Annotated in this window: 24 protein-coding genes and 3 pseudogenes; 10 read left to right on the forward strand and 17 right to left on the reverse strand. The window is 53.3% G+C overall.

Translation table 11 applies throughout. The features are described 5' to 3' along the window. Positions 1-143: 143 nt before the first annotated feature. Entirely contained in the window at positions 144-362 is a 219-nt protein-coding gene (locus ABLV07_RS14800) for a hypothetical protein (RefSeq protein ID WP_015366962.1), read from the forward strand. Positions 363-677: 315 nt separating this feature from the next. On the opposite strand, the gene ABLV07_RS14805 is transcribed toward ABLV07_RS14800, so the two are convergent. Beyond that, the gene (locus ABLV07_RS14805; RefSeq protein WP_015705172.1) at positions 678-1,280 is read right to left on the reverse strand and encodes a TetR/AcrR family transcriptional regulator; all 603 of its coding nucleotides are present in this window, start codon (positions 1,278-1,280) and stop codon (positions 678-680) included. Between the two features lie 138 nt (positions 1,281-1,418). On the opposite strand from ABLV07_RS14805, the gene ABLV07_RS14810 reads away from it, so the two are divergent. Continuing rightward, on the forward strand, positions 1,419-1,820 hold the full coding sequence (locus tag ABLV07_RS14810; RefSeq protein WP_015705171.1) for a RidA family protein: 402 nt from the start codon (positions 1,419-1,421) through the stop codon (positions 1,818-1,820). A gap of 341 nt (positions 1,821-2,161) precedes the next feature. Here the strand turns inward: ABLV07_RS14810 and ABLV07_RS14815 are convergent, their stop codons facing one another. Continuing rightward, complete coding sequence (locus ABLV07_RS14815) at positions 2,162-2,548, reverse strand: nuclear transport factor 2 family protein (RefSeq protein WP_170926287.1); 387 nt, start codon at positions 2,546-2,548, stop codon at positions 2,162-2,164. Between the two features lie 99 nt (positions 2,549-2,647). Between ABLV07_RS14815 and ABLV07_RS14820 the strand changes: the two are divergent. The 3 genes and pseudogenes from ABLV07_RS14820 to ABLV07_RS14830 all read left to right on the forward strand — a co-directional run. Continuing rightward, positions 2,648-2,866: pseudogene (locus ABLV07_RS14820) on the forward strand (AraC family transcriptional regulator); the annotation flags it as partial. Positions 2,867-2,965: 99 nt separating this feature from the next. Continuing rightward, positions 2,966-3,418, forward strand: a complete 453-nt coding sequence (locus ABLV07_RS14825; protein WP_032706210.1) for an AraC family transcriptional regulator — start codon at positions 2,966-2,968, stop codon at positions 3,416-3,418. A 728-nt stretch (positions 3,419-4,146) separates the two neighbouring features. Beyond that, positions 4,147-5,379: a hypothetical protein gene (locus ABLV07_RS14830; protein ID WP_015705169.1), complete on the forward strand. Its 1,233-nt coding sequence runs from the start codon at positions 4,147-4,149 to the stop codon at positions 5,377-5,379. 41 nt (positions 5,380-5,420) lie between these two features. On the opposite strand, the gene ABLV07_RS14835 is transcribed toward ABLV07_RS14830, so the two are convergent. The 5 genes and pseudogenes from ABLV07_RS14835 to ABLV07_RS14855 form a co-directional block, all read right to left on the reverse strand. After that, positions 5,421-6,020, reverse strand: a complete 600-nt coding sequence (locus ABLV07_RS14835; RefSeq protein WP_072056975.1) for a M13-type metalloendopeptidase — start codon at positions 6,018-6,020, stop codon at positions 5,421-5,423. A gap of 187 nt (positions 6,021-6,207) precedes the next feature. Then, positions 6,208-6,435, reverse strand: a pseudogene (locus ABLV07_RS14840) (GNAT family N-acetyltransferase); the annotation flags it as partial. Between the two features lie 257 nt (positions 6,436-6,692). Then, the gene (locus ABLV07_RS14845; protein ID WP_015366973.1) at positions 6,693-7,346 is read right to left on the reverse strand and encodes a LysE family translocator; all 654 of its coding nucleotides are present in this window, start codon (positions 7,344-7,346) and stop codon (positions 6,693-6,695) included. A gap of 204 nt (positions 7,347-7,550) precedes the next feature. Beyond that, positions 7,551-8,579 carry an alpha/beta hydrolase gene (locus ABLV07_RS14850; RefSeq protein ID WP_348853537.1) on the reverse strand — a complete coding sequence of 343 codons (1,029 nt, stop codon included), beginning with the start codon at positions 8,577-8,579 and terminating at the stop codon, positions 7,551-7,553. A 13-nt stretch (positions 8,580-8,592) separates the two neighbouring features. Next, positions 8,593-9,822: an MFS transporter gene (locus ABLV07_RS14855; RefSeq protein WP_080943384.1), complete on the reverse strand. Its 1,230-nt coding sequence runs from the start codon at positions 9,820-9,822 to the stop codon at positions 8,593-8,595. Between the two features lie 294 nt (positions 9,823-10,116). Here ABLV07_RS14855 and ABLV07_RS14860 point away from each other — a divergent pair, with 294 nt between their 5' ends. The 3 genes from ABLV07_RS14860 (at position 10,117) to ABLV07_RS14870 (ending at position 12,562) form a co-directional block, all read left to right on the forward strand. After that, positions 10,117-11,016 (forward strand): LysR family transcriptional regulator, encoded by a 900-nt coding sequence (locus ABLV07_RS14860; RefSeq protein ID WP_015366976.1) that lies wholly within the window; start codon positions 10,117-10,119, stop codon positions 11,014-11,016. Positions 11,017-11,055: 39 nt separating this feature from the next. Then, positions 11,056-11,745, forward strand: coding sequence for a YafY family protein (locus ABLV07_RS14865; RefSeq protein WP_015705163.1), 690 nt, complete (start codon positions 11,056-11,058; stop codon positions 11,743-11,745). Positions 11,746-11,815: 70 nt separating this feature from the next. Continuing rightward, entirely contained in the window at positions 11,816-12,562 is a 747-nt protein-coding gene (locus ABLV07_RS14870; protein ID WP_015705162.1) for an SDR family NAD(P)-dependent oxidoreductase, read from the forward strand. 105 nt (positions 12,563-12,667) lie between these two features. Here ABLV07_RS14870 and ABLV07_RS14875 read toward each other — a convergent pair whose 3' ends face one another. After that, a complete protein-coding gene (locus ABLV07_RS14875; RefSeq protein ID WP_042896326.1) occupies positions 12,668-13,159 on the reverse strand; it encodes a DUF523 domain-containing protein in 492 nt (163 codons plus the stop codon). Positions 13,160-13,214: 55 nt separating this feature from the next. Further along, a complete protein-coding gene (locus tag ABLV07_RS14880) occupies positions 13,215-14,378 on the reverse strand; it encodes a M20 aminoacylase family protein (RefSeq protein ID WP_045412724.1) in 1,164 nt (387 codons plus the stop codon). Positions 14,379-14,635: 257 nt separating this feature from the next. On the opposite strand from ABLV07_RS14880, the gene ABLV07_RS14885 reads away from it, so the two are divergent. Next, positions 14,636-15,835: an MFS transporter gene (locus tag ABLV07_RS14885; RefSeq protein WP_026612337.1), complete on the forward strand. Its 1,200-nt coding sequence runs from the start codon at positions 14,636-14,638 to the stop codon at positions 15,833-15,835. A gap of 54 nt (positions 15,836-15,889) precedes the next feature. On the opposite strand, the gene ABLV07_RS14890 is transcribed toward ABLV07_RS14885, so the two are convergent. The 8 genes and pseudogenes from ABLV07_RS14890 to ABLV07_RS14925 all read right to left on the reverse strand — a co-directional run bounded on the left by ABLV07_RS14890 (position 15,890) and on the right by ABLV07_RS14925 (position 23,041). Beyond that, positions 15,890-16,612: an amino acid ABC transporter ATP-binding protein gene (locus ABLV07_RS14890; protein ID WP_032715551.1), complete on the reverse strand. Its 723-nt coding sequence runs from the start codon at positions 16,610-16,612 to the stop codon at positions 15,890-15,892. Continuing rightward, the gene (locus ABLV07_RS14895; protein ID WP_020079062.1) at positions 16,599-17,363 is read right to left on the reverse strand and encodes an amino acid ABC transporter permease; all 765 of its coding nucleotides are present in this window, start codon (positions 17,361-17,363) and stop codon (positions 16,599-16,601) included. Before ABLV07_RS14895 ends, ABLV07_RS14890 begins: the two co-directional genes overlap by 14 nt. A 62-nt stretch (positions 17,364-17,425) precedes the next feature. Further along, positions 17,426-18,193: a basic amino acid ABC transporter substrate-binding protein gene (locus ABLV07_RS14900; protein WP_045412722.1), complete on the reverse strand. Its 768-nt coding sequence runs from the start codon at positions 18,191-18,193 to the stop codon at positions 17,426-17,428. Positions 18,194-18,288: 95 nt separating this feature from the next. Then, a complete protein-coding gene (locus tag ABLV07_RS14905) occupies positions 18,289-19,188 on the reverse strand; it encodes a MurR/RpiR family transcriptional regulator (RefSeq protein ID WP_015705156.1) in 900 nt (299 codons plus the stop codon). Beyond that, positions 19,185-20,137: pseudogene (locus ABLV07_RS14910) on the reverse strand (iron-siderophore ABC transporter substrate-binding protein). The gene ABLV07_RS14905 and the pseudogene ABLV07_RS14910 overlap by 4 nt, the downstream one beginning before the upstream one ends. A gap of 11 nt (positions 20,138-20,148) precedes the next feature. After that, complete coding sequence (locus tag ABLV07_RS14915) at positions 20,149-21,201, reverse strand: iron ABC transporter permease (protein WP_045412717.1); 1,053 nt, start codon at positions 21,199-21,201, stop codon at positions 20,149-20,151. Next, the gene (locus ABLV07_RS14920; protein WP_045412714.1) at positions 21,198-22,223 is read right to left on the reverse strand and encodes an iron ABC transporter permease; all 1,026 of its coding nucleotides are present in this window, start codon (positions 22,221-22,223) and stop codon (positions 21,198-21,200) included. The genes ABLV07_RS14915 and ABLV07_RS14920 overlap by 4 nt, the downstream gene beginning before the upstream one ends. After that, a complete protein-coding gene (locus ABLV07_RS14925; protein ID WP_015705152.1) occupies positions 22,220-23,041 on the reverse strand; it encodes an ABC transporter ATP-binding protein in 822 nt (273 codons plus the stop codon). The genes ABLV07_RS14920 and ABLV07_RS14925 overlap by 4 nt, the downstream gene beginning before the upstream one ends. Positions 23,042-23,546: 505 nt before the next feature. Here ABLV07_RS14925 and ABLV07_RS14930 point away from each other — a divergent pair. Then, a complete protein-coding gene (locus ABLV07_RS14930) occupies positions 23,547-25,619 on the forward strand; it encodes a TonB-dependent siderophore receptor (protein WP_072206517.1) in 2,073 nt (690 codons plus the stop codon). The last annotated feature ends 84 nt before the right edge of the window (positions 25,620-25,703 follow it).

Consider the following 25,703-nt stretch of genomic DNA (forward strand, 5'->3'; position numbering starts at 1 on the left):
ACGAAGCGGTCAGCATGCAGGATCACCAGAACTGTAATGACAAAAGAAGATGTTGTCCTCTAACGAATTCAGGATTTATTCTCTGCCTTTCTTATTCGAAGTAATATAACGTGTGGTTTGATTGACATTACTGGAGGTATAACATGTTGGTTTATAATGTCTTTGGTCGATACCTTGGCATTCTGCGTAAGAATGAGTGCTGGTTGGTTTTTCGAGTAGATCTGACAGAAAGAAAGTATTCCCGTATCTATGACGTTGTTATTCCAGATGATCTGGCAGAAGATGAAATTGCAGGCTGGTTAGATGATATTTTCCATGAAGCTGCAACCGAACGTCATCCAGATGTTAAACGCATCGAATAATTAATTGATCAAATTATCAATATCCGCTTCTGGCGCGACGCGGACTGCCTGAATAGCCGTACGATCTCTATGAATGAAAGGTGGAGTTTAGCTTCTCGGGCCTGTTTATACACAATCGGGCTCGCTGTATTGTAACGTCCGAAAAATCTGGTAAAACATTGCTACACAAAATTCTTTACTATCAAGATTCGTGAAGGCCGTATTGAACCGGCCTTATGTGATTTTCAGACTGAATTACTGACCCGAGAGAATCGAAGCCGGAACAAGCGGCACGGAGCTCAACTTATTAACGAACCTTCAGGTTGAGAATGGAGGTTATGGGTGCTTGCCCTCTTCCAGCAGGCCATTTACCAGCAGGGTGAAAACCTGAATCGCTTTTGGTAAAGCATGCTGCGGATCTTCACTGGCAGCCACCCACTGAGCGGCATTCAGTGCAGCTCCATTTAGCAGCCAGGCGGTAGCATCCACATCTACCGGCTTGATTAAGCCGCGTTCAATCAGATCTGAAATGCTCTCTCGGGTGGCGTCAAGGCAGTTGTTCTGACTCGGCCATTTCGTAGGATCGCCAAGAAAAGCCGGGCCATCAAGCAGAACGATACGCCGGACTTCTTCATCCAGAGCCATTCTGATATAGGCTATCCCTTCAGCCAGAAGCTTTTGCTGGTCATCCCTGAACTGTGTCGCTGCACTCTTGGCACTTTGTGCCATTTCTGAGTCAATCTGGGCAACCACAGCGGCAAGCAACCCTTTTTTGTCCCCAAAATTATGGTACAGAGCCCCACGCGTCAGGCCAACGCTGGCAGTCAAATCATCCATTGATGCTGCTGCAAACCCTTTTTCGGCAAAGGCTTTTCGTGCGGCTGTAATCAACTTCGTGCGGGTTTCTTCCATCGTTTCGGCGCGGCGTTTGGCAGCCATGCGGACTCCTTGCAATATACGCAGCGTATGAAATTTGACATACGCCGCGTATGTGTGGTTAAGTTTACATACACTGCGTATATTAATTGATTTATTTATGTCACGCACGGCTTCACACATCCGAAAAAAGGATACGTTATGAACCAACCGAAACCTGTTTTCCCGGCGAATCGCCACGCTCTCTATGAGAAGCATGGTTATTCTGCTGCGATCCGCTCTGGTGATTTACTGTTTGTATCCGGTCAGGTGGGTAGCCGGGAAGATGGTAGTCCTGAGCCCGACTTTGCAACGCAGGTAGAACGTGCCTTTGAAAACCTCAAGGCCACTCTTACCGCCGCAGGATGTTCGTTTGAAGATCTTATCGATGTGACAACCTTTCATACCGATCCGGAGAGTCAGTTTTCAACCATTATGCAGGTGAAACAAACCGTTTTTCCGAAGCCGCCATATCCCAACTGGACAGCCGTGGGGGTTAACTGGCTGGCGGGATTTGATTTTGAGATAAAGGTTATCGCCCGGATTCCGGAACATCAGCTTTAAAAACTTCACACACAGATATCAGGAGGCCTGATATCTGTGTGTAAATCTGTTTTTGACACAAAAGTGGCTCGATAAAACCTAGGTTAAAAAGTTAAATTATTCGCCTGTATCAAGGTTAAACTGTAAAGGGTAGTCCATACAAGCCGGCTCCTTCACCTGACTGTTTCCGATACCATGTTGCCTGTGTGCCATCCTCTCCATTACCTGATATTGCTGATGCCTGGCCGCCGTTGCACATGCGTGGTTAGGAAGAATCCGTATCCATTTTAATTCAACACACTTTTGAGAGCTTGTTAAATACCTCAGGGCATGAAGCGGGCATTTTAACATTTAAAATTCTCTTACCTTACGTTACCTAAACCCCGATCGCTCTCCACACCTTGAAGCATTAGCGTCGCTTCTTCGACACGAATAAAGCGCCCGTCATCATCTGTTTCAGCGAACATATAAACTTCCATATCCACCTCTTCACCATTATGCTTGGTACACAAAACGCGATGCCTGGTGGCATAGAGATTCCCGTCACGAAGCTCATCGCAAACTTCTATTTTGCCGGATGCGATGATTTCCCGGAGTTTACGTGCATGCTGAGCAAAGCCATCCAAACCTTCCCACTCGTTATTAGTACGCTGGCGGTAAACGGGACTGAAATGACGATTGAGTATCAGGTCCAGTGGCACCTCCTGTTGATTGAGAATTTCATCCAGCACGGTAGTAATAGTCATTATTTTCATGGGTGATCCTCTGTGAAAGTGATGAATACTTTACAATCGACTGAATGGCTTAAGTACGGTATAAAAGACATAAAATACCGTAAACAAGTCAAAATGAATGATCCATTAATTACATTCGAGCCGGCCTTCGCTTCAGAGGGGCAAACTTTAGTCGTCGCGGTACGCGAGTCTGATGTAATACGGGAAACGCCAAATCACCATCACAGCTGTGGACAGCTACTCGGTTCGAGGCATGGGCTACTCACGGTCGATGCCGGAAATTGTCGCTGGGTGGTACCGGCGACACATGCCGTCTGGATACCTCCGGATGTTCCGCACGGCCTGCGCTCGCATGGCCCGTATTCAGGATGGAGTGTTTATGTATCTGCCCAAGCCTGTAGCGGACTACCTGATAAGCCTTGTGTTCTCTCAATAACAAATCTGCTGCGTGAAGCGATAACGCGAGCGGCCTCATGGAAAGATGTAAACCTTAACGCGTCCCAAAAACGTTTAGCTGGTGTCATCCTTGATGAAATTGGCTCTCTTCCTGAGGTCAACCTGGGGCTTTCAATGCCCCAGGATATCCGACTACTCAGAATTGCGCAGACACTGTCAGATAACCCGGACGACGACCGCAGGCTCGAGGAATGGGCAGTCTGGGCCGGAATGTCATCACGTACGCTTACACGGCGATTCCGTGCAGAAACCGGTTTTAGTTTTAATGAATGGCGACAGCGCATTCGGTTACTCAGGTCTCTTGAACTTCTGGCTGCGGGTAAGCCAGTGACGGCAATTGCTCTGGACCTTGGATATGATAACGTGAGTGCCTTCATTGCCCTGTTCCGACGGATATTCGGCACCACCCCGGGACGTTTTAAAATTTAAACCTCTAACTCTGCAGCCCCACACTAGATATTTAAACATGGCAGTGACATTGCAAAATCACAGCGACAGAGAATCAGGAATATTTCTGGCTCTTCTCAAAGAGTGGCAATCAGTACTGACGATACATATTCCACAGTGTCTGCATGCAGCAGGCTCTTTTTGAGAGTGAAGCTCAGGGTTTACTGCAGAATAGATAAAGTACAGTGTAAAACCCAGGCTGGCGACAGCACCGAGACGGCACATATAAAACGGAATCGCCCTATCCCTCGGCCAGCCAAACTCCGTGCCCGACTTTGTTATAGCGGACCTGTACTCAAGATGGTTCAGGATGAAATCTGAGCATGACTGCCACGATTACGTCAGTGAGTAGACTGCTTTGTCCTGCTTTTTTATGGCCTGCCAGTACGTCAGCGTAGTGTTCTTAACGTAACATCACACCTCTGTTCCACCAGGCCAATTCAGTCAACGACTACGAGGTGGCAAATAATGTTGACCGCCTGTGAGGCCGCTGCGATACATCTCCCTTGTATGCATTGACAAAAGCACATACTTGTTATATTTGCATTATTTATCATAGGTTAAATTTGAGGATTGTTCGTGATGTGATGCTCCATACATAAGCCCATAACATTATTTTTAACTGCCTACCCGAAAGGATGTATTGCCTGGCTGAAAGCTAGCACGCATCAGGTAAGCAAAGACTTGTTTAGCTTATACGGACATCAAGAATGATTCGAGCACTCATGAATGCCCTGGCAGGAAAGCCATGGCTGATGTTACTTGGTATATCTTTCATTATTTCCTCTGTCGGGAATGGCATTACCTATATTGTTGTTTTTAGCGAACTGATTCGGCTCGCTGCCCCGACAACCTCCCTTGCTTTAGCGTATGTGCTTTCAACTGTTCCTGGCTTAATCGGAAGTAAGGTTGGAGAGTATTATTGCCGTACTGGCAACCCTTTCTCCATTCTTGTCGTGGGCGAATTTTTAGGCATGGCAGGCTTGAGCGCCCCTTTTATGGCTGTGTTAAACGGCTCAATTCCTCTTTTTCTTATCGCACAAACCGTGTCAGCCTTCATCATCGGCATGACGTTCCCTGCTATGAGTAAGATATTTAAAACCGGGTTAAGTGAAAAGGAATTACCCGTTGCGACCACACTGGAAACCATTATCTTTGCATGTAATGTTATTTTTGGTGTTGGACTGGGTTTGTTACTATTGGGGCATGTTACCGTAATACACCTGCTGATCATTGACCTGGCCAGCTACGCCCTGTCAGTCATCATGCTATTGAGCGCTAAAGGCAAGTTCAGGAATATTTTCCATTATATAGAACAAAAAGATGCAGTTATAAGATGGAAAGAAATCAGTAACACTCAGAAACGAGGTATCCTGCTATTACCCCTATTGGCATTCGCAGGAGCCCCGGCGATGGCGTTACTGCCAGGGCTGGTTCCAACGAATCTTACCGGTCATGAAGCTCAAGCAACAGCTTTGGCTCTTCTTTTCTCTCGTAGTTTAGGGCAACTCATCGGCCCGTTACTGCTTAATCCTGAGCGTTTTGAGAAAAATAGTAATAATAATAGCCTGCTATTGGGATGTCTGTTTATTTTTGTGGCATGCTATGGTCTGATCCCTTTTTCAACCTCATCTTACCTGGCATTGGCACTGGTCTTTATTGCACATATTTTTTCAAATGTTGTTTTCTCGCTCGCGGTATATTCAGTATTGAAAAAATTTGATGAAAATCATGTGGCTGCTGCTATGGCTAAGAGCTACCGATGGCAGATGATGATCACTGCAATAGTCTCTATAGGTGCCGGGTATAGTTCGGATTACCTTGGGGTAATATACGCGCTTTATGCCTTCAGTGGCTCAGGCTTTTTGCTAATTGTAATCTTCTCATTTGTCGAAAAATATTTTTCTCCAAAGACACGGTCAAACAACCTCGAGCTGGAATAGTAGAAAGGCTACACAGCCTGAGGGCTGTGTAGCCTTATAAATTAAAATAATTCAATCGCCTGAATCCCCTGATTCACGCTTTCGTCTCCGGAATATCGCCTCGCAAGATAATGAAGACATCCTATTGCACGAAAGCGTGCAGGAGCATGGGGACCGCTGGTTAACAACTTACGCATGATATTTTCAGAGGCATATTCACGCCAGAGCATTAACAGACTGGTCTGGGAAGCTTCACGTAATTCACTAGTTTCTTCCTGAGACAGCCTCTGAAGCGTTTTCCAGGCAATATCGCAACCAGATAAATCAGCCAAGCATTCTCCCTTGGTCAGAAGCCCATTAATGTAGTTTCCGGGAAGGACTTCTATATTGCTGTAAAAATCAGCGATTACATTTGCTTTTTGAATAAAATTAGCTTCATCCTGTTGTGTCCATAGCATGTTTAAATTTCCATTTTCGTCAAAATAGCAACCTTCATCGTCGAGAGCATGACTTATTTCATGGGCAATAATAATTCCGATAGAGCCATAGTTATATCTGATCCCGAGGTTGCTCATAAGCAATGGTGACTGTAAGACAGCAGAGGGGAGTATGATTTCATTTTTACGTCTGTTGTAGCAAGCATTAACTTCATATCCGTACATGTCACAGAGGTGAGGGTTAAAAGGTCCATTCAGGCAATCACTTTAATGCCTGAACTTTTCCTCTTTTATTGCTAGTACTGTTTCTAGCGGGGTCGAAAATGAATGGTTACGCAGGCAAGGACGAAGCCCGACAGCAAATTAATGGTTACATATTGAACTACTACAACAGCGTCAGACCTCACCATTATGTTGCTTTTTCAAAAACAGCCCAGTATCCATAACCTAAAGCTTGCCAGTGACCTATGTAACGTAACAAGCGGGCCCATACTGCTTCTGCCGTGGGAACTTCTCCGCCATTTATCTTAACCATTTCTGGATCAGCCCAGCATGCCTGAAGAGCGGAAAAATCCTCTAACGTGAAATGTTTTAGAATTAAGCGCTCAGTCTCTAGCTGAGGTGCCTGCTGAAAAATCATTATATCCCCTTGAATAGTCAGGTTACATAGTCTGGTTTATTAGAATAAATTGCAGCCAGCCTATAGCATTAACATAAAATCAACAATGTCTTCTTCCCACAATAAATCATTTGTACGCATCACTAACGGCAATCGGTCAATATAAATGATGCTCCAGAACTAAACTGTCCGCTCCTGGTACAAAGCGAACCAACCAACTGAATTTAAAATCCTGTCTGAGCGAGAAGCGGACACAGGATTTACCGGTTCTGTATAACCTAACGGATAGATTTTGATACTATGCCGGACCCGCTAAACAACATGCGGATACCTAGGCCAATCATGACAACACCTGTAAATCGTTCCTGCCATTTGATAACGCCAGGGTGTTTACCTAGCCAGTTACCAAATGTGCCTGATGCCATCGCGACAGACCCCAGAGACACGATTCCTGCCAGCTTTTGGATACTGCCAAGGACAAGCAATTGCAGCCAAACTGGACCCGCTGCGGGATCAACAAATTGAGGAAGAAAAGCAAACATGAACAGCAGGGATTTTGGGTTAGTCAGGCTGTTCAGAGCGCCTTCCTTAACGGCATTCCAGTCAGAAATTTTTGCCGTTTTTCGCAGCCGCGTATCAGTACCTGAAGTCGCAATCATTTTTATGCCCAGCCACATCAGATAAGCCGCACCGACCCACCGTAACAGATCCAGCGCAACCGGCCAGGCATGAACAACGGTTACCAGCCCGAGGACAAGAAAAGAAACTTGCACAAAACCTGCTACAAATACATTGCCCAGGACCGTAAGCAGCGCAATACGTCTTCCCTGACCGACACCTCTGGCGATAGTCAGCATCATGTCTGGCCCAGGAGAAATCTCCAGCAGCGTCAGCGCGAGAAGGAAAGTTATAAACGTTTCGATGGAAGGCATCGTGATTGAGTCCAGAAAAATATTTCCGCTACGTTACCTCAGTCCGATTCATGCCGAAAGCGGAATATATTGCAGCGTCCGCCTGTGGCGCTACACAGACATTTCAACTCTCAGTGATGCGGCAGCATTTTGTCCTTTTGATCAAATTACGCCCCACTACCGACCCGAAGGCCGGTAGCTGTTGATACAACCCATTACCACGCGTTATTTCAGGTTGTTGCGGAAAAAGTCCGTCAGCTTGTCGAAAGGGATCACGTCAGTGCGGTCATACAGATCGACGTGCCCTGCCCCCGGAACGACATACAGCTCTTTAGGCTGACCGGCGCGTTTAAAGGCGTCCTCGCTGAACTCTTTTGAATGGGCCTGGTCACCGGTAATAAAGAGCATCGGACGCGGCGAAATGGTTTCAATATCGTTAAATGGATAGAAGTTCATAAACTTACCGATACTGCTCAGCATCGGTTTTGTCGTCAGTTCCTCTTTCTCGCCCTGCGGGGTATAACCGCCGCGTTCGGTACGGTAGAAATCAAAGAACTCGCGCTGAATTTCCGGCGTGGAAGCATCCAGCTTATTCACCGTGCCCGGAATGTATGCTTTCTCTCCTCCTTTGAACTCGGCAAACCGCTGCTCAATGGCCGACTGGATAAAGGCCTTACGCTGTTCCAGCGTCTGGGAGTGGTTTAGGCCGTTACGAAACGCGGCGCCCATGTCATACATGCTGACGGTGGCGATAGCTTTCATACGCGGGTCAATTTTCGCGGCGCTGATGACAAAACTTCCGCTGCCGCAGATGCCCAGCACGCCGATATTATCTGGATCAATAAACGATTGTGTACTGAGGTAATCCACCGCCGCGCTGAAATCATCCGCGTAGATTTCCGGTGAAATCAGGTGCCCCGGCTTGCCTTCGCTTTCTCCCCAGAACGAGAGATCGATCGCCAGCGTAACAAACCCCTGCTCTGCCAGCCTCTGCGCATACAGGTTTGCGCTTTGTTCCTTGACCGCGCCCATTGGATGACCAACGACGATCGCCGGGTTTTTGGCGTTCTGATTTAACGTTTTCGGCATAAACAGATTGCCGACCACGTTCATTTGATATTGATTTTTAAAAGTGACTTTCTGCTGCGTCACTTTTTCGCTTTTATAAAAGTTATCAGCGCCTCTGGACATATCCGCAGCCGAGGCGGCAAATGCGCTGATGAACATTCCCAGGGCTAACGCAAATTTATTCATGATAGTTTCCTTGTCAGGACGAGTGTGATGAAAGACCATCGGCAGACGCGTCTGCACGTGAGGTCAGGAAAAGCAGTACGGTTGCGATAATCAACATCGCGGCGCTGGCCAGGAAGGTGCTCTGGTAGCCATGATGGTCGAACAGCACGCCCCCCACGGTGGATCCCAGCGCAATGGACAACTGCACCATCGCCACCATCAGCCCGCCGCCCGCTTCGGCATTCTGCGGGAACGTGCGTGGAACCCATGCCCACCATCCCACGGGCGCGGCAGTTGAAATAAACCCCCACAGCCCGAGCAAGGCCGTCACGATGGCCGCCTGGCTGCCAAACGCGATCAGGGCCAGCGCGACGGTCGCCATCAGCACAGGAATGGCCATTAGCGTCGGGTAGAATCCGCGCTTCAATACCCGGCCAATCAGCGTGGTGCCGATGAAACCCGCGCTCCCGATGACCAGCAGGATGAGAGTCACCGCTGAGGCGTCCACCTTCGTGACCGTCTCAAGGAAAGGCCGGATATAGGTAAAGAGCGTGAACTGCCCCATAAAGAAGATCCCCACACCGAGCATGCCCAACGTGACCACTCGACGGCGTAACAGTGCGAAGACGTTGCCGGCCCCAGCAGGCTGGCGGGTAACCGGCATCGAGGGCAGGCTGAGCAGTTGCCAGATAAACGCGACGATGGCGACGGGTAACAGGCAGAAAAAGGCTCCCCGCCAGCCGATGACGGACCCCAGCCAGCTGCCCAGAGGCGCGGCCACAACGGTTGCCAGCGCATTGCCGCTGTTAAAAATGGCCAGGGCCAGCGGAACACGGTGCACCGGCACCAGACGCATCGCTGTCGCCGCCGACATCGACCAGAACCCGCCGACCACGATGCCAATCAGGGCCCGGCCGGTCATATAGGTCAGGTAATTAGGTGCCATCGCAATGACGCCCCCCGAAAGTGCCATGATGCACGTCAGGCCAAGCAGCAGGTTTTTCCGGTTAAGCGTGCCTGCCAGTCGGGAAATAAACAGGCTAGTCACCACCGCAAACGCGCCGGAAATAGCGATCCCCTGCCCGGCCATGCCTTCGGTGACGTTTAGGGACTGCGCCATCGATGTCAGGAGGCTGACCGGCATAAACTCGGAGGCGATCAGGGCGAAGACGCACAGCGTCATAGCAAACACGCCGCCCCAGTGCGCCTGTTGTTTTTCACTTGCTCCGTTCTGGTTTTTGGTTTCAGTTTTCTGATTACGCATTTAGCCTTTCTTTTCCGTTGATAATGGAATGCCCTTCCCCTTCTGAAACGGCGACGTGGGGGATAAGCGCGTGAGTTAAAGAGAACGATGGATATGGAAGGCGCGACGGCTCAATCCGCAGCCTGAGCCCGGCAGAGAGGAGCATCAGCAGGGACGTCTTACGGTGAGCATTTTCCATCTCGTTTAGCGTTGACTTTTTCATCGCATTATTGTTACCAATAGGCAGCGGTGAAACTAGCTAATGAATGCTTAACAGCCTTATAAGTAAAATTTATAAATAGCCCGGAAACCAATATGGCAAGACGCAACCTCAACGATTTACTCTCTTTCGTCACCGTGGCGCGGGAAGGCAGCTTCACGCGTGCCGCCGCGCAGCTTGGCGTGACCCAGCCTGCGCTGAGCCAGGCGATTTCCGGGCTGGAAGAGCGAATGCAAATCCGCCTGCTGACGCGGACCACCCGCAGTGTGTCCCCGACGGCGGCCGGGGAACGCCTGTTGCAATCGGTGGGCCATCGTATTGATGAGATAGAGGCTGAGCTGGACATGCTGACTGAACTGCGGGACAAGCCTGCAGGAATCGTCCGCATCACCTGCGGGCCGAACGTGCTGAAAACGACTCTGCTGCCCAAGCTGGCGCCGCTGCTCCGCGAATATCCGGATATTCATATTGAGTTCGATGCTAATCACGGATTCCGGGATATCGTGGCGGATCGGTTTGATGCGGGCGTGCGGCTTGGCGATACGATTGATAAAGATATGATAGCGATGCCAATCGGCCCGAAACTGCGCATGGCAGCAGCCGCCTCGCCAGATTATTTCGCACGATACCCGGTGCCGAAAACGCCTCATGATCTGACGCAGCATCAGTGTATTAATATGCGCATGGTCCGCTCCGGCGGGATTTATGTCTGGGAATTCGATCACGAGGGAGGAGAGTTGAAGGTCCGGGTTAATGGACAGTTGACGTTTAACACGTCGGATCATGTTGTCGACGCCGCCCTGGCAGGGTTAGGCATCGCCTTTTTACCTGAAGAGGAATTCGGCTCACACATCAGAGAAGGTCGTCTCGTACGCGTGCTTGAGTCCTGGTGTCATCCTTTTCCGGGCTACTATCTTTATTATCCCAGCCGCAAACAGCCTTCCCCAGCCTTCTCACTCGTTGTTGATGCGCTGCGCATGAACGGGAAACTTTAGGTTTAAGATTTTTTCGCTGTATCAGAATGGACTTATCAAATGACCAGAACAGAGAGGCTTCTCGAGTTACTACAGATATTAAGAGCGCAAAGATATCCCATCACGGCATCCACGCTCTCAGAAAGATTAGGGATAAGCGTACGTTCACTTTATAGAGATATAAAAACGCTGCAGCATCAAGGGGTGCGCATTGAAGGTGGGGCCGGAATGGGTTATATCGTTAAGTCTGACTTTCATTTGCCACCCTTAAATTTTTCGCATGAAGAAATCAATGCTATTACCCTTGGGCTAAATTGGGTATCTCATAACACAGATGATGATTTCAAAAACACAGCAAGGAATGCGCTTGCTAAAATACACGCCGTCATCCCCGACGAATTAAAAAGCCTTATCGAAAGCCAATCTTATTTAATCGGCCCTTCAGAAAGTAATGAGGTCTTTTTCAAAGACATTCGCGATGCTATTAAAAAGCAAAAGAGAGTCCAAATAAAATATTGTGACAAGAAAGGCACTGACTCTTCTCGTGTTATATGGCCCATCGGATTGGCATATATGCAGTCATGTTGGCTTTTGGTCGCATGGTGTGAGATGAGAAATGATTTTCGTCATTTTAGAACTGACAAAATTGCAGAGATGGCACAACTGGACTCTATATACAGGGAAAGCCGGATGGCTTTATTGAAAAAATGGAGAATAAAAGAAGGAATCGCCGAGGAGAAAGAGTACTGACAAAAACTGTCACAGCTATTTTGTATACTCCCCCAGATGCAAGACTCAATTCTACGTCATAGGGGGAAGGATGAATTTCCAGAATAAAGTTGCTGTCATCACAGGAAGCACGACAGGGATAGGTGAGGCAGTCGCAGAGCAATTACACCAACATGGTGCTAAGGTCGTTATTGTCTCCCGCTCGCCAGAGCAGGCCATCAAAAAAGCGAAACAATTATCTTCACAGGGGCAACAGGCGCTGGGGATCGGATGCGATGTGTCGCAACCTGAACAAGTACAGAAAATGATTGCTGAAGTGATCAAACATTTCGGCAGACTTGATTATGCTGTAAATAATGCGGGCATAACAGGTGAGCATGGTAAAAATATAACAGAACAGACGGTTGAAAACTGGGACAAAGTTATTGCCACTTCATTGAGCGGCGTTTTTTACTGCCTAAAATACGAAATACCTGCAATGATGAAGTTTGGCGGCTCTATCGTTAATTTATCTGCAGTCAATGGTCTGGTTGGTATTCCAGGATTAGCGCCCTACACCGTGGCTAAACACGGTATCATCGGTTTGACCCAAACCGCAGCATTAGAGTTTGCAACGCAAGGCATTCGAATCAATGCCGTCGCTCCGGGCTATGTCCAAACGCCACGAATGAGTGAATTTCCTGACAATATCGTACGTAGTTTCGCCAATAGCCACCCTATGAAGAGGATGGCAAAAATGCGGGAAATAGCAGACTTCATACTGTTTTTGCTGTCAGAAAATGCGGCGTTCTGTACCGGCGGCGTTTATCCCATCGATGGTGGTTATTTAGCTGAGTGAAACTCCCCCCAGTACTTTTAAACTGCAAGAGTTTCATAAGGCTTTAACGTCGGCTATGTCGAGGTGTGAACCTCATACAGTTCGACGTTAACCCTGGGGAACCGCTCATTCCCGTTCTTCTATCCAGCTCACAAGCTCCGCAAACTGAGCTTCTGAAAATACCGCGATGCCATGCTCACTGAGCAGTGACGCCGCCACTCCCATACCCGATTTACGCTGATTACTGAAAGAACCATTATAGATAAACTGACTGCCGCACGTAGGACTACCATCAGTTAACAATGCGGCGGTACAACCTGCTTCTTGTGCTGCTCGCAGAGCCAGCCAGGCTGCCAGTTGATAATGCGGCGTAACATCCCTTCCCGTATTTTCAATTATTCTGGCTTGTCCACTCATTACGTCTCTCCCATCAGCCGACACGATCTCGGCAGGTGGTCGCGGAACAGGTAGCCCGGCAGCCAGCTCAGGACAGTGGATTACCAGGCGCTGCTCCCGCTGCCAGCGAGCAAGTTGATGGCTCATCTGCGCTTTCTCTTTTCCGTTATAACGGACTTTAAGGCCCATCAGGCAGGCACTGACCAATATTTTATTTATCATTTCTTTGTTAGCCCCCCGAGACCGTTCACCCGCGCTTTCCGCGGCACACGAAAACTTAGCCCTGCCCGGCAGGCAGCAGTGATTCCACCAGCGCCGTCCACAGCGCCACGCCGGGCGCCAGCAGATCGTCGTTAAAATCGTAGCTGGCATTGTGTAGCGGCCTGGAGGGCGTGTCGCCGTCTGTGCCTATCCAGAAATAGGCGCCGGGACACACTTCCAGCATGCAGGCAAAATCCTCCGACGCCATGGAAGGATTGATCTGCCAGCGCACCGCGGCTTCGCCGAGCTCGGCCTGCGCCACCTCGCGCACCTTCAGCGCCTGTTGCGCATCATTTTTGGTCACCGGATAGCCCGGATACCACGAAATCTGACCGTCAACGTCGGAAACCTGCGGCTGCGTATGCACGTACTGCTCAATCAGGTTTTTTACCCGCTCGCGCACCGTATTGCTCAGGCAGCGAAAAGTCCCGCGCAGCACCACGCGGTCCGGCAGCACGTTGATCGCCTCACCGCCGTTGATCTGGGTAATGCTGACCACCGCGGAATCCTGCGGCGACAGGCGGCGCGACGGAATCGTCTGCAACGCCATAATCAGCTGTGCGGCGGCGACGATAGGGTCGGCGCCGCTTTCCGGCATCGCCGCATGGCAGCTTTTACCGGTGAGCGTTATCTCGAAGGCGTCAAGCGAGGCCATCATTGCCCCGGGATTCACCGCCACATGCCCCAGCGGTAAGCCTGGCCAGTTGTGCAACGCGTAAATGGCGTCCATCGGGAAGCGCTCGAACAACCCCTCTTCCACCATTTTGCGCGCGCCGCCGAGGTTCTCCTCCGCGGGCTGAAAGACAAAATGCACGGTGCCGCCAAAGTTGCGGGTCTGGGCAAGGTGCGCGGCGGCAGCCAACAGCATGGCGGTGTGGCCGTCATGACCGCAGGCATGCATCACGCCAGCACGACGCGAACGATATTCCACCGTCCCCTGTTCAGCGATCGGTAGCGCATCCATATCGGCGCGCAGGCCAATCACCGGCCCCGGGCCGTTCTCAAGCGTCGCGACGACCCCGGTACCTGCCAGCCCGACATGTACCTGCAGGCCGAACGAAGCCAGTAGCCCAGCAACCCGACGCGAGGTCTCCTGCTCCTGGTACCCGAGCTCCGGATGAGCATGAAAATCGCGACGCCAGCCGATAGCTTCGGCAATCAGTGAAGACGATACCGCCATGTCCTGTTCCTTCCATTACTGAATGAGTGGTCCCCGTCCTGCTGCTTCCAGGCGGCACCCTTCGTTATATCCTTTCGCCCCCGCGGCTGACAACTTCAGCGATGATGATTTTTGTCTATTCACCAGCGGATCGTTTTATCGATATCAAAAATAGTAGCTATTTCAGCGGTGACTTCCGTCAGCTGATTAATTATCATGCAGACTGGTCGGCGTCTTGCCGGATTATCCACCTGCAACCTTCCGTTATCGGGAATACAATGTTTAACCCAGACCAGAATCGCCTGGCCCCCACGCTGGCGATGATCATGGCCGCTTCACTTGTGGGATTTATCACCGGCTATACGGTGCCATTAATCAGCCTTGAGCTGGCGCAGCAGCAAGTTGCTCCGCTTTATGTCGGCCTGCTGGCCGCGCTGCCGCCCGCTGGAATGATGCTCTCTTCTTTTCTTTCTCCCGCGCTGTGCCGTCGTTTTGAAATGGGCGCGTTGCTCAGCGTTAGCCTGATCCTGCTGGCGTTGGCGACCATCGCCTCCTGCATGACCACCGACATGACGCTGTTGCTGGTGCCGCGTCTGCTAACCGGACTCGCCTCCGGCGTCATTATCGTATTGGGGGAAAGCTGGATAACCGGCGGCGCGGCGGGCAGTAATCGCGCTACTCTCACCGGCATCTATGCCTCGGCCTTTACCGGCTGCCAGCTCGCCGGCCCGCTGCTTATCTCCGTCGGCCCCGCCTGGCAACACGCAGCGCTGATGGCCATTGTCGCCATTACCGCCGTTTGCCTGCTAATGCTGCGTCATCTGCCGCGCGGCAGTCGCGAAAGCCTTGCCGAGCGCGCCAGCTGGCGCAGCCTGGGGGCATTCTTGCCAGTTCTGGCCTCTGGGGTATTCTGCTTTGCCTTCTTCGACGCCAGTATTCTCGCGCTACTGCCGCTGTACGGCATCGATAAAGGTTTAAATGAAACGATGGCGGTACTGCTGGTCACCGTCGTCCTCACCGGCGACGCTATGTTCCAGGCGCCGCTGGGCTGGGTTGCCGACCGCTTCGGCATCCGTCGCGTGCATCTTATCTGCGCGGTTGTCTTTAGCCTGTCGCTACTGGCGCTGCCGTTTATGCTCGCCTCGCGCGTACAGCTGATGGCTATCTGCCTGCTGCTCGGTGCCGCGGCGGGCGCGCTTTACACCCTGTCGCTGGTGCGGGCGGGGAAAACCTTTAGCGGGCAAAAGCTCATCATGATTAACGCCCTGTTTGGCTTTTTCTGGTCCGCCGGTAGCGTGGCCGGGCCGATTGTCAGCGGCATGCTGATTGGCGTCTCCGGCTACGACGGCTTGATCATCACCCTGTTCGCCAGCGGCGTGCTGTTCCTGCTAATCCAGTGCCTTAGCAAGAATGAAAAAACGCTGCTCGCCAATGAGCAGGAAGAAGACATGGAAGAGGCTACCGAGACCGCGCAATAGCGGAGGTTGTTGATAACGGGCAGGCGGGGATCCACCTGCCCGTTTTGCTTTTGGCTACAGCACCTTACTGAGGAAGGCAGCGGTGCGCGGATTGGTCGGCGCGCTAAAGATCTGCGCCGGTTTGCCCTCTTCCTGAATCACCCCCTGATCGATGAAAATCACCCGGTCGGCCACTTCGCGGGCAAAGCCCATTTCGTGGGTCACGATCACCATCGTCATCCCTTCGCTGGCGAGATTTTTCATCACTTCCAGCACATCCCCTACCAGTTCCGGATCCAGCGCTGACGTGGGCTCATCAAACAGCATGATCGACGGCTTCATTGCCAGCGCGCGGGCAATCGCTACCCGCTGCTGCTGACCGCCGGAGAGGCTGGAAGGCCAGGCATCGCGCTTATCGCTGAGGCCCACCTTCGCCAGCAAGGCATCCGCCAGGTCGACCGCCTGCTGGCGCGGCATGTTGCGCAAATTCATCGGCGCCATCAGCAGGTTTTCCAGCACCGTCATATGCGGAAACAGGTTAAAGCGCTGGAACACCATGCCAACACTTTCACGCATCTTGTTGAGGTCGGTCGTCCGGTCATGGGCGGCAAAGCCGTTGACCACCACTTCGCCTTCGCTCACGGTTTCCAGCGCATTCATACAGCGCAAAAAGGTGCTTTTGCCCGAGCCGGAGGGCCCGATAATGCACACCACTTCCTGCGGTTTAATATCGCAACTGATGCCGCGCAGCACGTGGCTATCGCCAAAGCGCTTATGTAAATTATTAATGTGAATCACTTTTGCCAAACCTCTTTTCCAGACGGTTAACCAGCTGCGCCAGCAGGAAGGTAATCACCCAATAGACCAGCGAGATCGTCAGGTAGGGCTCCCAGTAGGTGGCGTACGCGCCGGAGACGGTTCGCGCCGCGTAGGCCAGATCGGCAAGCCCGATCGCCGAGGCCAGCGATGAGTCTTTAACAATAGCGATAGCGTTGTTGCCAAGCGGCGGCAGAATGCGGCGAAATGCCTGCGGCAGGATCACTTTACGCATGGTTTTCCACCACGGCATACCCAGCGCGCGCGAAGCTTCCATCTGCCCTTTATCGATAGACTGGATCCCGGCGCGGAAAATCTCCGACACGTAGGCCCCGGCGTTAAGGGTAATCGCCACGATACAGGAGAGGAACGCGCCGTAGTTAGAACGCAGTTCGCGGGCGAAATCGGCGCTCATTATCCCGCTGGTGACCAGCAGGCCGTCGCGCGGGTTAATAAACAGCGGCACCAGCGCAAAGTGGACCACCATGATCTGCACAAACAGCGGCGTACCGCGGAAGGCGCTGACGTAGAAGCGCACCGGAAACTGCACCAGATAACGCAGAATATATTTCCATGGCCCGTGCTCGGCCTTCGCCATCCGCCCCAGTCCAAGCGTTAACCCCCACAACGTCCCGAGGATCACGCAGATAATGGTACATTTAATCGTCATCAAGGCGCCGTCCATAAACAGCGGGCCATACTCCTCGATGATCTCCCAACGGAATCCCGTCATAGTCCTTCCCTAAAAAATACGGCCATCGCCTGAGCGACAGCCGCGGTCACTGAAAATTCGTGTTATTGCGCAGGCAGCGTCGGTACGTTGTCATCGAACCAGGTTTTATAGATTTTGGCGTAGGTGCCGTCGGCAACAATTTTCTGCAAACCGGCGTTGATTTTGCCCAGCAGTTCACTGTTACCTTTAGCGACGGCGATGCCGAAATACTGGCGCTCAAATTTAGCGTCAGGCACCAGCTTGAACTGCTTTTCCGGGTGCTGCTTGATGTAGTATTTAACCACCCCAACGTCGCCTACCGCGGCGCTGACGCCGTCTTCAAACAGCTCCTGCAGCATGAGTGGCGTATTGTCGAAGCGCTTAATGGAGGTGCTGTTTTTACCCAGTTCCTGCGAAACCACAATATCGCCAGTGCTGGAGTTCACCACACCGACTTTTTCGTTTTTTAACGCCGCCAGCGAGTTCACTTTTGAACCTTGCGGCACCACAATCGACTGCTCGGCCGGGAAGTACGGCGCGGAGAAATCCACCATCTGTTTGCGTTTATCGGTGATGGTAATACCCGAGATGATAATGTCGCGATCGCCGGTACCCAGAGTGGCGAAAATGCCCTCCCAGGGGGTATTGACCAGCTTCACGTCAAAACCTTCGGCCCTGGCGATCGCTTTGATGATATCGATATCAAAGCCTTCCAGCTGCTTTTGGCTATTTTCGAATTCAAAGGGACGGTAGGTGCCGCCGGAGCCGACGGTATAGGTTTCCGCAGCCGCCTGTCCGGCTGCCACCAGCGCGGCCATCATGAAACACGCTTTGAGCAAATTCTTGACCATGAGATATCCTTTTTATGCATTTATTTTGCATAAAAATACACACACTTAGCATAGCATGCAACCGGAAAGCATCGGGATAGCGAATTATCGTTTGTTCAACCGCGTTGACCACCTGATTTGCCAATGGCTCGATGCAATTCATTGATTCGCTTCATTGATTTGACCGTCTTTTGCGGCGTAGTCGAGGCAACGGACAGCACGATCATCTCAAGGCAAATCAGCACCGTACCGTGCAGCGGCACTCGCCCGTTATCGCCGCCGCGCGGAACATCAATCACCACCTGTGCCAGTTGACTGAAGCGCGAATCCAGCGCCTGGGTGAGTAATATCGTCGGGATCCCCAGCCGCTGCGCCTCACGCAACGTGGTCATGCCCTCCCGATGCGGTGATTTTTGCCCCATCATAATCAGCACGTCGCCGCGCTGCAGGCTAATCAACTGCTCAGCAAGACTGAAGCCGGTACGGTTGAGGGTACAGGCAGGTAAGCCAATACGATTAAACAGACGCGCGGTGTACTCGGCGAGGATCCCCGACGCCCCGATGCCAAATATCGCCACCTGACGCGCATCGCCCAGCAGCGCCACCGCCTGGGCTACCGCCGCGCGATTATCCGCACGCGATAGCACCTCACAGGCGCGTTGATGCCCATCGAGCACAAAATCGATGCTGGAATTGACATCACAGGAGAGTGCCCCCACCGTCGAGCGCATCTTTTCCGACGAGGTCGCAGACGGCCCGAACCAGCGCGCCATGGTCTCTTTTAATTCGCGTAGCCCGGCAAAACCCAATGCCTGAATTGCCCTCACCACGGTGGCATCGGAGGTGTGAGTAGCGGTGGCGATCTCCATCGCCGTGCGTTCCAGTACCACCTCGCGATTATCATTAATGTAGTTTGCCACTTCGCGTAAACGAGGCGAAAGTTGATGCGCGCGGGCGCGAAAACGCTCGCCAAACAGATCGACTCTGCCCTTCTCTTTTTTCACTCCCGCTTTCATTTCGCCCCCGCCGGAATCGGCCGCCCGGCGATGTGCGACTGCACCTGAGCAACCATCAGCGTCAATGCGGCATACGAATTAGAAATAACCTCTTCGCGCGGCAACAAAATATAGCGGCCGGTGCGGCAGGCGCGCATAAAGTCACACCAGCCGGGCATTACCGCCTCCATGGCCTTTAGCTCATCCTGCGGCTTACCGCCGGTGTCCGAACGCCAGGTCGCGAAGACAAAATCGGCATCCAGTTCCGGTAGCTGCTCGGCGCTGACGTCGATCCGCTGGCCATCGGGGATCTTGTCGATCAACGGCGGGAAGCGGAACCCGGCGTCACGCAGAACTCGCCCCAGCGCGTGATAGGAGTAGTGTACCGTCACCTTGCCGTTATTCGCCTGTATCACCGACACGCGGTACTGCTGCGGGTCGACCGTGACCTTTAGCTGTTTAATTTGTTCCTGATAACGACGTTCAAGCACCGCGAGCCGCGCCTGGCTGCCGGTGAGCTGCGCCAGTTTGCGGTAAATCCGCGGCGCGCTGCCCTGCAGGTGATCGATACTGACCGTCGGCGCGATTTTCGCCAGTTGCTCCACCGAGACATGGCGGCTCGGCTCGGTAATAATCAGATCCGGCTTCGCCGCGGCCACGGCTTCAAGGTCGATATCGGCGGTGCCAATAAAGCGAATCTCGCTATTGTCGAAATCGACGCCGGTCAACTGGGCGCTGGAACGTAGGTAGTGGCTGCCGTCCGGGCGCGTGCGGCCATGGCTGGCCACCGGCGGTACCCCAAGCTCAATTAGCGGGATGGTAATATCGAGATCGTGCATCGAAACGATACGCTGCGGATGCAGCGGTACGCTCACCGTACGACCTAAATCGTCGGTGAAGGTTTGCGAATCGGCAGCCGCGGCAGCGCCCGCGCACAGCACCAGCAGAGAAACGAACCAACGCATAACAATCCTTTTTGATTTACAGGGCGTCACGGCGACGCCAAAGCAGAGCAATAAAAAATGGGCACCCCACCAGAGCAATAACAATCCCCGCCGGGATCTGCAGCGGCGCAAACGCCAGCCGCCCCAGCGTATCGGTTGCCAGCACCAGCAACGCGCCAATCAGCGCGCTGCCGCAGAGTAGCGCCACCTGACCGCCGCGCAGGACGAAACGTGCCATATGCGGCGCCATCAGACCGACAAAACCCAGACTGCCAACGCAGGAAACGCTGGCAGAGGTCAGCAGCACGGGGGCAAAGAAGCGTAGCAGCGTGAGCTGCGGCAAACGTACGCCAAGACCGATGGCAGTACGATCGCCCAGCAGCGCCACATCCGCCGCGCGGGCGGTGCAAAACAGAATCAATGCGCCAGGCAGCGCCCAGCAAAACGCCACCGCCAGCAGCGGCCAGGTCGCCGCGTGCAGGCTGCCGGAGAGCCAGATCATCGCCGTCTGTACATCGCGTACGTCGGCGGTGGTCATAAAAATGCCAACCGCCGCCGCCAGCGTCCATGACACGCCGATGCCAATCAGAATAAAGCGCGGACGTGAACAATCGCGCGCCAGCGCCAGCACCAACAGCGCCACCAGCACGCCGCCGAGCATTCCTGCCAGCGGCCGCCACGCCAGCCCTATGGCCGGGAAAAACAGAATTAGCGCCAGTACCACAATGCAGGCTCCCTCTTTGACGCCAATAAGGCCGGGGTCCGCCAGGCGGTTACGGGTAATGCTCTGCATCGCCGCCCCCGCCAGGCCAAGCATGGCGCCGCACAGCAGCGCCATCAAAATTCGCGGCAGCCGAATGTCAAACAGGATAAAGCGTTGCTGCTCGCCAATCTGCTCCGGCGCCAGCAGCGCACGCGCCCATGCCGAAGACGGCAGCGGGAAGCTGCCGCGGCTGAGGCTGTAGAGCCCCAGCGTCAGCAAAATAAACAGGATGAAGGCGGCAATTTTTAATGCCGCTGGACGTAACAATAGGCGGGTTGAACCCATCGCCAGAGGCCGAAATCCGGCGCGATGAACGGCGCGTTTCATTTAAAAAACCTCGCGGCAATAAAGATAAAGAGCGGCGCGCCCACCAGCGCGGTCATCGCGCCGGTCGCTAGTTCCTGCGGGGCGAGGATCGTACGGGCGGCGATATCCGCCAGCACCAGCACCAGCGCCCCTACCGGCGCCGCCAGCGGTAACGCCAGACGAATATCTTGCGTTATCAGACGGCGCACCACGTGTGGCACCACCAGCCCGACGAACCCTATTGGTCCGGCGACCGCCACCGCCGCGCCGCACAGCAGCGCAATAGCGGCCAGCCCCAGCAGCCGGGTCTGCACCAGATTCACCCCCAACCCCAGCGCCACTTTATCGCCCAGCGCCAGCACGTTCAGACGTGGCGCGAGGAGCAGCGCCAGTCCCATGCCAGAAAGCGCCGGCACCAGCGCCGCCTGTAGGGTAGCCCAGTTCAACCCGGCCAGATCGCCGGCAAGCCAGGTGCGCATCGCCAGCAGCGTTTGTTCGTCAAGTATTAATATCGCCGCCGTCACCGCCGAGGCAAACGCCGAGATCGCCACGCCGCATAGCGTAATGCGCAGCGGCGTCGCCCCGCCGCGCCCGGCAGAGGCCAGCGCCATTACCCCGCCGAACAGTAGCGCCGCGCCACAGGCGGCGGTTAGCGGGCGAGCTGCCGGAAAATCGCCGACAGAGAGGCCCAGCGCCGAGGTCGCGACCACCGCCAACGAGGCCCCGGCGTTGAGCCCAAGGATATGCGGCTCGCCAAGCGGGTTGCGGATCACCGTCTGCAGCAGCACCCCGGCAACGCCAAGCGCCGCGCCGGTCAACAGCGCCGCTGCCAGCCGAACCAGACGTAAATCAACAATAATACGGTGATCGAAGTTCCGCGGGTCGTACTCGATCAGCGCCTGCAGGACCGTCTGCGGCGCGATCCAGCGGGCGCCTAAACCAAGATGAATCAGCGAACCGGCGATTAGCATCAGGGTTAATAGCAGCATGGCCAACCGCGGACGAGTACGACGCCGCGTGGCGTACAGCACGGCGGCGCTCATCGGGCAACGGCCTGGGGTGCGCGAAACGGCATAAAGAAAGGTTTGCCGGTTTGCGGATTGATTGACATCTGCACATCAACATCAAAGACGTTTTTAATCAGTTCGGGGCTGCAGATTTCCTGTTCTGAAATGGTCCCGGCTATCCGCCCCTTTTTGAGAAATACCAGCAGGTCGGCATAGTTCACCGCAAAGTTCAGGTCGTGAAGCACCGTCACTACCGTGCGGCCATGTTCGCGGGTCAGGCTTTGCAGAAGTTCAAGAATTTCGACCTGATAGCGCAGGTCGAGCCAGGTGGTCGGCTCATCCAGTAATATGGTTGTCGTCTGCTGGGCCAGCGCCATCGCTATCCAGCAGCGCTGACGCTGGCCGCCGGAAAGGCTATCCACCGCCAGATGGGCGAATTCGGCGGTGCCGGTTAATAGCAGCGCCTCTTCCACCGCCTGTTCATCGGCTGCAGACCACTGGCGCATCAGCCCCTGCCACGGGTAGCGCCCGCGCGATACCAGTTCAAACACCGTGAGCCCTTCCGGCGTCAGCGGCGATTGCGGCAGGATCCCCAGCTGGCGGGAAACCGTTTTGGTCGGCATGTCGTGGATGGCCTTTCCGTCCAGACGCACGCATCCGCCGAGCGGTTTTAGCATCCGGGCGATGGTCGATAACAGCGTTGATTTGCCTGAGCCGTTAGCCCCGGCAAGCACCGTCATTTTACCGCTGGGGATCGTCAGGTTAATGTCATCGACGATAAGCGTCTGGCCATATCCGGCCGACAGGGATTCCAGGACGATCCCCTTTTCTGCAGGGTTTACCCGCTGTGGCATAACTCGCTCCTGCGCCGCAGCGTTCCGGCATCAGCCCTCGACGTTCTGCAGTCAAATCAAAATAAATCTCATTCTCTTTTGATCATGAAGGGGATGAATGTAGTAGTCAATACTGTGCTTCATGTTGTTATCGTTACGTTCACTACCCTGCGGCGACACAAAATGAATTTTATGAATAGTATTTATAATCAATAAAATAAAAGCATCACACTCTCTACGACAGGCTGCGAAATCGTGCTTTTCTTCTGCGACGATTTTTTATCTTACATAACATTTACTACTACATTCCTTCGTGTTTGAATGATTCTCAATTACATATCTGAAGGCGCGTTCAGACGCTTAACAGATAGGTTTTATTTTCAGGGCAATGATTTTATTGGCTTTATCTGACCGCAAAGGCAGATTCGTTCACGAGAAACAGATAATGACTCAACCCCATGTCGCCTGCAGGACATTGCAAGGGCGCGCGCTTTTTTCGCTTCTTTTTTTAGCCTCACCGGGATTAATGGCCGCAGAAAATAACGCGGCAAAGAATACAAAGGATGTTGAGGACACTATTACCGTGGTGGCTGACGGCCGCCAGCAGAACGCCACCAGCGGTTATCAGCCGCTGAGTTCGTCCACGGCGACATTGACCTCAATGCCGCTGCTGGATATTCCGCAGGTGGTGAATACCGTCAGCGACCGGGTGCTGGAAGATCAGCATGCTACCTCGCTGGATGAAGCATTGTATAACGTCGCTAACGTGGTGCAGACCAATACCCTCGGCGGTACCCAGGATGCCTTTACCCGCCGCGGCTTCGGCGCCAATCGCGACGGTTCTATCATGACCAACGGCCTGCGTACCGTTTTGCCGCGCAGCTTTAACGCCGCTACCGAGCGGGTTGAAGTCCTGAAGGGCCCGGCCTCGACGCTGTACGGTATTCTCGACCCCGGCGGGCTGATTAACGTGGTCACCAAACGCCCCGAGCGCCAGTTCTCTGGTTCGGTTTCCGCCACCTCCAGCAGTTTTGGCGGCGGCACGGGTAGCTTCGACGTGACCGGTCCGATAGAAGGGACTCGTCTGGCCTATCGTCTGATCGGCGAATATCAAAATGAAGATTACTGGCGCAATTTCGGCAAGAACAAAAGCAGCTTTATCGCCCCTTCCCTGAGCTGGTTTGGCGATAGCGCGACCATTACCGCTTCGTATTCACATCGCGATTACAGCGCCCCCTTTGACCGCGGCACCATTTTCGACCTCGATACCGGCCACGCGGTCAACGTCGATCGTAAAACCCGTTTCGATGAAGCCTTTAATATCACCGATGGTTATTCCGATATTGCCCAACTGAATGCCGAGTACCGTCTTAACAGCGCCTGGACCGCGCGCTTTGATTACAGTTACAGCCAGGATCACTACAACGATAACCAGGCCAGGGTAATGGCCTATGATTCTGCGACCGGCAACCTGACCCGCCGGGTCGACGGCACGCACGGCTCGACGCAAAAGATGCATTCCACCCGCGCCGATCTACAAGGCAATGTGGTCATCGGCGGCTTTTATAATGAACTGCTGACCGGCGTCGCCTATGAGAATTACGATTTGCTGCGTACCGATATGCTGCGTTGTAAGAACGTGAAAGGCTTTAATATTTATCATCCGGTTTACGGCACTCTCGATACCTGTAATACCGTTTCCGCTGCCGATAGCGATCAGCGCATCAAGCAGGAGAGCTATGCGACCTATCTGCAGGACGCCCTGTATCTGACCGACAACTGGATTGCCGTGGCCGGCGTACGCTACCAGTATTACACCCAGTACGCCGGTAAAGGCCGTCCGTTTAACGTCAATACCGATAGCCGCGATGAGAAATGGACGCCGAAGGCTGGGCTGGTTTACAAGGTAACGCCCAACGTGTCGCTGTTTGCTAACGTCGCCCAGTCGTTTATGCCGCAGTCGTCGATTGCCAGCTATATCGGCGAACTGCCGCCGGAAGAGTCCACCTCTTACGAAGTCGGCGCGAAATTCGACCTTTTAGAGGGTATTACCGCCAATATCGCGTTATTTGATATTCATAAACGTAACGTGCTGTATACCGAAAGTATCGGCGACGAGACGGTGGCGAAGACCGCGGGTAAGGTTCGCTCGCGCGGCGTGGAGGTGGATCTGGCGGGCTCGCTCACCGATAACCTCAGCGTCATCGCCAGCTACGGCTATACCGATGCCAAAGTGCTGGAAGATCCCGATTATGCCGGTAAACCGCTACCGAACGTGCCAAAACATACCGGTTCGCTGTTCCTGACCTATGACATTCATAACGTCTATAACAGCAACACCCTGACCGTTGGCGGCGGCGGCCACGCGGTCAGCAAACGTTCCGGCACCAACGGCGCGGATTATTATCTGCAGGGCTATGCGGTGGCCGACGTCTTCGCGGCCTATAAAATGAAGCTGCAGTATCCGGTAACGCTACAGATGAATGTGAAGAACCTGTTCGATAAGACCTATTACACCTCGTCAATCGGCACCAATAATCTCGGCAACCAGATTGGCGACCCGCGTGAAGTGCAGTTTACGGTGAAAATGGATTTTTAAGCCTTGCCCTGCCCCGGATAGCGGCGCGCTGCGCCTTATCCGGGCTACTTCTGTGCCAATAGCGACTGAAACTGCCGCCGTTGT

The sequence above is a fragment of the Klebsiella sp. CN_Kp097 genome, from assembly GCF_040064495.1.
GTDB lineage: Bacteria > Pseudomonadota > Gammaproteobacteria > Enterobacterales > Enterobacteriaceae > Klebsiella > Klebsiella aerogenes.

Bases quoted from the DNA above. Each gene is read 5' to 3' on its own strand.
- ABLV07_RS14870 (WP_015705162.1), top strand. From the start codon at position 11,816: ATGAATTTCCAGAATAAAGTTGCTGTCATCACAGGAAGCACGACAGGG.
- ABLV07_RS14810 (WP_015705171.1), top strand. From the start codon at position 1,419: ATGAACCAACCGAAACCTGTTTTCCCGGCGAATCGCCACGCTCTCTAT.
- ABLV07_RS14920 (WP_045412714.1), bottom strand. From the start codon at position 22,223: ATGAGCGCCGCCGTGCTGTACGCCACGCGGCGTCGTACTCGTCCGCGG.
- ABLV07_RS14905 (WP_015705156.1), bottom strand. From the start codon at position 19,188: ATGAAAGCGGGAGTGAAAAAAGAGAAGGGCAGAGTCGATCTGTTTGGC.
- ABLV07_RS14805 (WP_015705172.1), bottom strand. From the start codon at position 1,280: ATGGCTGCCAAACGCCGCGCCGAAACGATGGAAGAAACCCGCACGAAG.
- ABLV07_RS14925 (WP_015705152.1), bottom strand. From the start codon at position 23,041: ATGCCACAGCGGGTAAACCCTGCAGAAAAGGGGATCGTCCTGGAATCC.
- ABLV07_RS14880 (WP_045412724.1), bottom strand. From the start codon at position 14,378: ATGGCGGTATCGTCTTCACTGATTGCCGAAGCTATCGGCTGGCGTCGC.
- ABLV07_RS14895 (WP_020079062.1), bottom strand. From the start codon at position 17,363: ATGACGGGATTCCGTTGGGAGATCATCGAGGAGTATGGCCCGCTGTTT.
- ABLV07_RS14830 (WP_015705169.1), top strand. From the start codon at position 4,147: ATGATTCGAGCACTCATGAATGCCCTGGCAGGAAAGCCATGGCTGATG.
- ABLV07_RS14930 (WP_072206517.1), top strand. From the start codon at position 23,547: ATGGCCGCAGAAAATAACGCGGCAAAGAATACAAAGGATGTTGAGGAC.
- ABLV07_RS14835 (WP_072056975.1), bottom strand. From the start codon at position 6,020: ATGTACGGATATGAAGTTAATGCTTGCTACAACAGACGTAAAAATGAA.
- ABLV07_RS14845 (WP_015366973.1), bottom strand. From the start codon at position 7,346: ATGCCTTCCATCGAAACGTTTATAACTTTCCTTCTCGCGCTGACGCTG.
- ABLV07_RS14865 (WP_015705163.1), top strand. From the start codon at position 11,056: ATGACCAGAACAGAGAGGCTTCTCGAGTTACTACAGATATTAAGAGCG.
- ABLV07_RS14855 (WP_080943384.1), bottom strand. From the start codon at position 9,822: ATGCGTAATCAGAAAACTGAAACCAAAAACCAGAACGGAGCAAGTGAA.
- ABLV07_RS14860 (WP_015366976.1), top strand. From the start codon at position 10,117: ATGGCAAGACGCAACCTCAACGATTTACTCTCTTTCGTCACCGTGGCG.
- ABLV07_RS14885 (WP_026612337.1), top strand. From the start codon at position 14,636: ATGTTTAACCCAGACCAGAATCGCCTGGCCCCCACGCTGGCGATGATC.
- ABLV07_RS14915 (WP_045412717.1), bottom strand. From the start codon at position 21,201: ATGAAACGCGCCGTTCATCGCGCCGGATTTCGGCCTCTGGCGATGGGT.
- ABLV07_RS14800 (WP_015366962.1), top strand. From the start codon at position 144: ATGTTGGTTTATAATGTCTTTGGTCGATACCTTGGCATTCTGCGTAAG.
- ABLV07_RS14900 (WP_045412722.1), bottom strand. From the start codon at position 18,193: ATGGTCAAGAATTTGCTCAAAGCGTGTTTCATGATGGCCGCGCTGGTG.
- ABLV07_RS14875 (WP_042896326.1), bottom strand. From the start codon at position 13,159: ATGATAAATAAAATATTGGTCAGTGCCTGCCTGATGGGCCTTAAAGTC.
- ABLV07_RS14850 (WP_348853537.1), bottom strand. From the start codon at position 8,579: ATGAATAAATTTGCGTTAGCCCTGGGAATGTTCATCAGCGCATTTGCC.